Raw genomic sequence first — 7,019 nt, 5'->3', positions numbered from 1 at the left:
ATCGGTGTACGGCCCTCGGCGCCCTGGCCGAGGAGAAGCTGCCCCGCGGTTCGGACGCGGAGGCCTCGACCGGCTGTCGGCATACGTGCGGCTCATCGCGGCGAACACCGCCGACGACACCGACCGCCGCGGCTGCCTGCTGGCCAAGGGAACGGCCGTTCTGCCCCGCCCAATACGTTGGCATGCCCGCTCTGCGTGCCGTCGTACCGATGACCCGGCTGGCCGCGCCCGGCGCCTGAAACCGGGCAGAGCACGTCTTCGACAATGGCACCCCGGAGGGATCTACCCGCTCGACGACCGGATCGCGGCAGCACCCGGCGATCCCGGAGCGCCTGGACCTTGGCCTGACCAGGGGCAGGTCAACCTATACGTCACCCCTGCCCGACTCGCCACCACTACTTGCGTTACGTAGGTTATGGACGCTCAAGTCCATAACGGGGTACGTTCGGTCCTGCCGCTGGTCAGCGGCGTATCCCAGTCAAGTCGGCCCGCTGCGACACCGGTTGGCGCTTCCTTGCATCCGCATCCGAGTGCGCCATGCGCAGCCGCGCCGGGTCTTCAAGCTCCGGCGTTGCTACCAGCCGAGTGGGGTGCCCCGGGCCGACGCTTGCCTGAACTCACCCGAACCGGCCCGCCGTGAGCGGGCGGCGGAAGAGGAGGACCCGAAGATGACTGCACACAGCTCACCCGCGGAGAAGCGGCCCGGGCGCTTGGGCGACCCGACCCTCACCCTGCACACCGACCCGCGTACCGATCCGCAGGTGGTCAAGGCGCTGGCACAGTACGGCTTGGACCAGGACATCGTGCCCGCGCCCCTGCGACCCGACGCCCCGCGTGAGCAGCTTCTCGAGTTCGTCACGGCCGCGGAAGCCGGGTCCGAGCAGCTCTTCGCCGCCCTGGTCGCCGACCTGGAGCCGGTCCCCGGGCTCGTCCACCACACAGAGACGATCCCCGGTCCGGCCGGCAACGACATCCAGTTGTACGTGACGCGGCCCGCGACCGCTCCCGCCGCCCTGCCCGGCATCCTCTACCTGCACGGGGGCGGTATGGTGATGCTCAAGGGCTCGGGCCCCATCTACGCCCGGTTCCACGACGAACTGGCCGCCACCGGCCTCGTCATCATCGGAGTCGAATTCCGCAACGGCGGCGGTGAACTCGGCCCCCACCCGTTCCCCGCCGGTCTCGACGACTGTGCGACAGCGCTGGACTGGGTGCACCAGCACCGCACGGAACTGGGGATCTCCACCCTCACCGTCGCGGGCGAGTCCGGCGGGGGCAACCTGGCGCTCGCCACCGCGATCAGGGCCAAGCGCGAGGACGGACTCGCGGCCATCGATGGCGTCTACGCCCTGGTGCCGTTCATCTCCGGCCTCTACGGTGCCAGCGCCGAGGAACGCGAAGCGGTACTGCCCTCGCTCGTCGAGAACGACGGGTACCTCACGGCCTGCGACACAGCAGCGATCTTCGCCGAGGTATACGATCCCGGCGCCGAGCACGCCACCGACCCGCTGTGCTGGCCCTTCCACGCCACCGCCCAGGACCTGACCGAGCTGCCCCCGCACGCCATCTCCGTCGACGAGCTCGACCCGCTGCGGGATGAGGGACTGGCCTACCACCGCGCTCTTCTCGCGGCCGGGGTCCAGGCCACCTGCCGGACGGTCGCGGGCACGGGCCACGCGGGCGATCTGATGTTCCGTGCCGCCGTCCCGGCCATGTACGAGGCAACCGTCCAAAGCGTGCACCGCTTCGCCGCGGGTCTCCGCTCGTGAGGTGACGGACCTCCCGCTAAGGGGGGCAAAGGAGTCTCCTGACGGGTGAGGGCCCTGCAAGCAGGGTCTGTCAGTCCAAGTCAGCCCAGACCTAGGGCGCGCAGGGCCGGACATGGGCCCCGACAGCGGTTCGCGGCGGGCCAGGATTGAGGCAAGGCCGGACAGGCAACGCGGTCCGCCTCACCACCCGGCACCTTCGACCAAGGAGCACTCATGCCCGCTACCCCGGCTCCCGCCACCTGGTTCGTCACCGGCACCTCCCGCGGGATGGGGCTGGAACTGGTCAGGCAACTCCTCGCCGATGGCTGCAACGTGGCCGCCACGACCCGCTCCGCGGAGCGTCTGACGGCCGCGCTCGGCAGTACCACCGACACCGGCCGCCTGCTCGCGCTGACCGTGAACCTCACGGACGAGGCCCAGGTCAAGGATGCGGTGGAGCAGACCGTCGAGCGCTTTGGTGCCCTGGACGTCGTCGTGAACAACGCGGGCTACGGCTACCTTGCCGCGGTCGAGGAGACCAGTGCCCAGGATGTGCGGGACATGCTCGACATCCAGGTCGTCGGCGTGTGGAACGTCCTGCGCGCCGCGCTGCCGCTCATGCGCGAGCAGCGCTCCGGCCGCATCATCAACGTCTCTTCCGTCCTCGGCCTGACCGCCGTTCCCGGATGGGCCCTGTACTGCGCCGGCAAGTTCGCCCTCGAAGGACTGAGTGAGGCACTCGCCGCCGAGGTCGCGGAGTTCGGCATCGAGGTCACCATCGTCGAGCCGGGCTACTTCCGTACCTCCTTCCTGACCTCTCACTCGCTGGCGCTGCCCACCGAGACCTCCGAGCACTACCCGGCCGTACGGGCCATGGTGGACGACCACCTCAAGCTCCAGGGCCACCAGCTGGGCGACCCCGTCAAGGCCGCCGCCGCCATCATCGAGCGCTCCCGCACCGAGGGCGGCCCCCTGCGCCAGCTGTTGGGCTCCGACGCCCACACCTACGCGACCGCCAAGGCCGAAGCCCTGCGCGCCAACCTCGACGCCACCGCGGACTCCGCTCCTCTCACGAATTTCCCCCAGCTCTGAGGCGCTGCCCGCACCTTAGTATGAGCGTCTACCTGCCCTCCGCTGTCCTCACTCTCGCCACCGGTCGGCTCAGCGACTGGTCCGGAATCGATGTCGGCGCACAGTTGCTGTCGGCCGCGATGATGCTGATCGCCACCGTCGTGGGGATCACTCTCGTGGTGTGCAGGGAGCGCATCCCCCCGGTCAGCTGACGCCTTGGGACGCATGTCGTCCCACCACGCCGACGGCCGTGCTGGCGTAGTCGGTTCCGGCCCCGTACACGAAGTCACCGGGCGTCCGTTACGGGCGGCCGGGCGGTGGTCACGGCGCTGTGTGTCAGCTGGTCGCACTGGCTCGCTGCACCTGTCCCCGCCCCGTATGAGTGAACGCACGCCTGAGCCAATCGTTTCGCCTTCGTGCGAATGGCGGTGTCACGGAAGTTGTTGCCGTAGAACAGCAACCACTCGGGATAGAGCTGGAGCCGTCTATAAGGCGCGATGCCTGCCGGACCTGCACATCTACTCGGTTCTGCTCGGTCGATGATCAGACCCGACATGCTCGGCGGCAACCCCTTCACGTAGTCCAGCGGCATCGCCGCAACGCCCAACCTCGGAAGGACAAGCAGTGCCCGACTCGATGTCTGACGCAGCCAAGCGCCGTATCTTCGCCATGCTGGACGCCGACGGCGATGGCGTCCTCACACACGCGGAGTATCTCGCCAGGGTCGACGAGGTCGCCTCGGCCATGGGGCGCGACCTGTGCCACCCGGTCGTCGTCGCCGCGCGAAGCGCCCACGAGGCGGTCTTCGCGGACATGGACGCCGACCGTGACGGCCGCGTGTTGTTCGAGGAGTACCGGCTGTGGGCGGGGCACGCGTCATTTGAACGGTCCTGTCGGCCTGCTTTGGGCTCCTTGTTCGACATCGCTGACGCCGACGCCGACGGACGGCTCAACCGTGCGGACTTCGTCCGCCTGCGTACGGCGGCGCGGAACGCCGCGGCCGACGCCGGTGCCGCGTTCGATGAACTCGACACCGGTCAGGACGGCCTGATCGACCGTGACACCTACCTGGCGGGAATCAAGGACTTCGTCGTCACGGGGGTCTCGGCCATGGCCGCTTCCTACGGCGCAGCCAGCGCGGCGCGCGAGGGGGTGTGAGAGCGCGCGCTGCGCCAGACGGCGGGCACGCGTAACCCTTGGTTGGTGAGGACCGGCAGGTCGAGGTTCGGCTGGCCGGTCGGTCCTGGGCAACCTGCTACGCCTTACCGGGAGAGAGCGAGAGCGAGAGCGAGAGCCGCCTTTGGCATCGCAGGCGCTCCCTGTTCCGCTGCCGGTGCGGTTACCGGCACCAGTGACGCGACTGCGGCATGTGGTTCCGGTGATGGCGGCGGCAGGGCAGCCCCAGGGCACACAGGCAGGAGAGTGTGATGCGGGATCGGTGGGGTTTCGACGTCAGTACCGACGCGGCGGGCATGCGCCTGTGGGACGCGGCCGTGGACGCCCGCCTCCGGGAAGCGCCCGACGCGGCGGATGCCGCGCAGGCGGTGCTGGCCCACGATCCGCGGCTGGGTGTGGCCCGGGCCCTGGCCGCGACCACCACGTCACGGGCGACGACTATGTCACGGGACCGGCTGGACACGGATGCGACCGCCCAGTCCCGGGAGCTGCGCCGTGCGTTCCATGACGGGGTATCGGCCAGTGGCCGCGAGAGCAGTCTGATCCAGGTGCTGCACCTACGCGCCCAGCGCCGGACCGCCGAACTGGCCGACCATCTGGTGGAACATCTGGCGCTGTATCCGGCCGACCCGTTGGCCTTGCGCCTGGTCTACAGCACCTGCCTGGCCAGCACTGACCCGGCCCGCCGGGCGTGGAGCGCCGACCTGATCGAACGGCAGGCCGCCGCCGCGCCCCGCGACAGCTGGCCCACGATGGCCGCGCTGGCCTTCCTGCGCGCGGAGCAGCACCGCTGCCAGGAGGCCGCCGCCCTGGCCCACCAGGCCCTGGACATCGAACCTGCCTGCACCCCAGCCGCCCACGTCCTTCTGCACGTGCACCACGACACCGGCGCCGCAGCGGCCGGCCTGTCGCTGGTCGAGACCTGGCTGACCAAGCATCCGCACACGCCCCGCCGCCACTTCCGCTGGCACGCCGCCCTGCACGCCCTGGCCACCGGGGACCTCACCCGAGCCAGACACTGGACCGCAAAGGAGTTCACCGCCCAGGACGTGGCGGCTCGCAGCTCGCTGAACTGGCGGCTGCATCTGACCGGCCAGGACCCGGCCGCACCCCTCAGCGCCGAGGACGCCCGCGCCCTGCTGGCCGATGAGGACCGGGCGATGGCCACGGTGTGGAACGCCTTCCACATCGCCCTGGCGCTGGCCGTGGCCGGGGACGCCGAAGGCCTTGACCGGCTCGCCCGCCACGCCCGCAGGAGGAACCGCCCCGCCTACGCCGACGTCCTGGCCCCGGCCGTCGACGCCCTCGCCCTGCTCCTGCGCGGCCAACCGGGCCAAGCCGCGGGCCTGCTGGCCGGGCTGCGGCACCGTGTGTGGCTGCTCGGCCTGACCAGACCTGAAGCCGAAATCCTTGAGGACACCCTCGCCCGCGCCCTGAGCGCGGACGACCGGCCCGACGAGGCGGCCGAGCTGCTGCACCACCGTATGGACACCCGCACCACCCACGCCTACGAACGCATGCTCTGCACCGCACTGTCCTGACCACCTCCGCATACGGTGCGCAAGTACGGTGACCGCGAGCCAGTTCCCCCTGCCGTGCCTCCGACGAAGCTTGCGGGCTCGCGCTCGCGCGGAATCGGGCAGGACGCCGACATCAGCGACATCCTCAGTCAGTGACCCCGTAACGTTCGCCCGCGACTTGGTCGGCGAGCGGCTGCAGTTGAGCGAGCACAGCGTCGTCGAGGGTGACATCCAACGAGGCGACATTCTGTTCCAGCCAGCGGGGCCGCTTGGTGCCGGGGATGGGCACGATCGGGACGCCCAGGCGCTCGGCCTGGGCATACACCCAGGCCAGGGCGGTCTGGGCGGGCGTCGCGCCCACTTGCTCGGCGACCTGGCGGACGGTGTCGGCGATGGCCTGGTTGGCATCGGCCTGGAACCGCTCGTTGCGGCTGCGGAAGTCGGAGCTGTCCAGGCCTGTCCGGTCCACCGCCCCGGTCAGAAAGCCGCGGCCCAGTGGCGAGTAGGGCACCAGACCCACGCCCAGTTCCGCCATGACGGGGGTGAGCGTCTCGACGCCTCGGGTCCACAGTGAGTACTCGCTCTGCACCGCCGTGATCGGATGGACGGCATGGGCGCGGCGCAGCAGATCGCCGTCGACCTCGGAGAGCCCCAGGTGCCGGACCTTGCCCTCCTTCACGAGTTCGGCCATGGCACCCACGGTCTCCTCGATCTCGGCGTTCTGCGGCGGCCGGTGCAGATAGTAGAGATCGATCACCTCGACCCCGAGCCGCAGCAGCGACGCCTCGCACGAGCGTTTGACGTAAGGCGCTTCCCCCCGCAGACGACGCGCGTCGTCACCGGCGCTGCGGTCGATACCGAACTTCGTCGCGATCTGGACCTGATCGCGGCGGTCGTGGATGGCCCGGCCGAGCAACACCTCATTGTGGCCCGCACCGTACTGGTCGGCGGTGTCGAGGAAAGTCACACCCAACTCGACGGCACGGCGAATGGTCCCCACCGAGGTGTCCCAGTCGGCCGGGCCGTAGTACTCGCTCATACCCATGCAGCCCAGTCCCTGGGCGGACACCTCAAGGGTTCCCAGCATGGTCCTTCTCATGGCGAATGCACTTCCTTTCATCTCGGCTTTGCTGATCAGTTACGTGAAAATATGCACGGCGAAGTCACGCGTTCGGCGCGGACGTACCGTCACTTCGCTGTTGGGCCGGGCATCGACTCCGTACAGAAGAAGCGTCGATGGTTAAACAGTGGGGAACGCTCCACGGTCTTGCCACGGACACGAGATCGCGGCCCCSTCGGCGGGTTGACCGAGGGCTGCCGGGACGCGATCACCGGAGCCGACGCTGCGTTCAGCGGCAAGAGTGCCGAGCAGGCGCAGGGCCTCCTCGGCCGGTGTCTGCGGCTCCGCGCGGTAGACGACGAGCTGTTGGCCGGGTGCGCTGTTCACGGAGAGCATTTCGTAGGCAAGGGTGAACTCGCCCACCTCGGGGCTGAAACTCTTTGT

At 69.6% G+C, this 7,019-nt stretch carries 7 protein-coding genes; 5 read left to right on the top strand and 2 right to left on the bottom strand.

What is annotated here, in order from left to right; genetic code table 11:
* Positions 1-668: 668 nt before the first annotated feature.
* The 5 genes from AB8Z36_RS23450 to AB8Z36_RS23430 all read left to right on the top strand — a co-directional run bounded on the left by AB8Z36_RS23450 (position 669) and on the right by AB8Z36_RS23430 (position 5,536).
* The gene (locus tag AB8Z36_RS23450) at positions 669-1,769 is read left to right on the top strand and encodes an alpha/beta hydrolase fold domain-containing protein (protein WP_369215342.1); all 1,101 of its coding nucleotides are present in this window, start codon (positions 669-671) and stop codon (positions 1,767-1,769) included.
* Between the two features lie 213 nt (positions 1,770-1,982).
* Complete coding sequence (locus AB8Z36_RS23445) at positions 1,983-2,840, top strand: SDR family oxidoreductase (protein ID WP_369215341.1); 858 nt, start codon at positions 1,983-1,985, stop codon at positions 2,838-2,840.
* Positions 2,841-2,860: 20 nt separating this feature from the next.
* On the top strand, positions 2,861-3,031 hold the full coding sequence (locus AB8Z36_RS23440; RefSeq protein ID WP_369215340.1) for a hypothetical protein: 171 nt from the start codon (positions 2,861-2,863) through the stop codon (positions 3,029-3,031).
* 424 nt (positions 3,032-3,455) lie between these two features.
* Positions 3,456-3,977, top strand: a complete 522-nt coding sequence (locus tag AB8Z36_RS23435) for an EF-hand domain-containing protein (protein WP_369215339.1) — start codon at positions 3,456-3,458, stop codon at positions 3,975-3,977.
* Between the two features lie 269 nt (positions 3,978-4,246).
* Entirely contained in the window at positions 4,247-5,536 is a 1,290-nt protein-coding gene (locus tag AB8Z36_RS23430) for a hypothetical protein (protein ID WP_369215338.1), read from the top strand.
* Between the two features lie 124 nt (positions 5,537-5,660).
* Here AB8Z36_RS23430 and AB8Z36_RS23425 read toward each other — a convergent pair whose 3' ends face one another.
* A complete protein-coding gene (locus tag AB8Z36_RS23425) occupies positions 5,661-6,614 on the bottom strand; it encodes an aldo/keto reductase (protein WP_369215337.1) in 954 nt (317 codons plus the stop codon).
* Between the two features lie 141 nt (positions 6,615-6,755).
* On the bottom strand, positions 6,756-7,019 hold a 264-nt coding region (locus AB8Z36_RS23420; protein ID WP_440581981.1), incomplete at its 5' end, for an MmyB family transcriptional regulator.

The organism is Streptomyces flavofungini (genome assembly GCF_041028215.1).
GTDB lineage: Bacteria > Actinomycetota > Actinomycetes > Streptomycetales > Streptomycetaceae > Streptomyces > Streptomyces flavofungini_B.
Note: the sequence above shows the minus strand (reverse complement) of the source record. Positions and strands in the feature narration are given on the sequence as shown.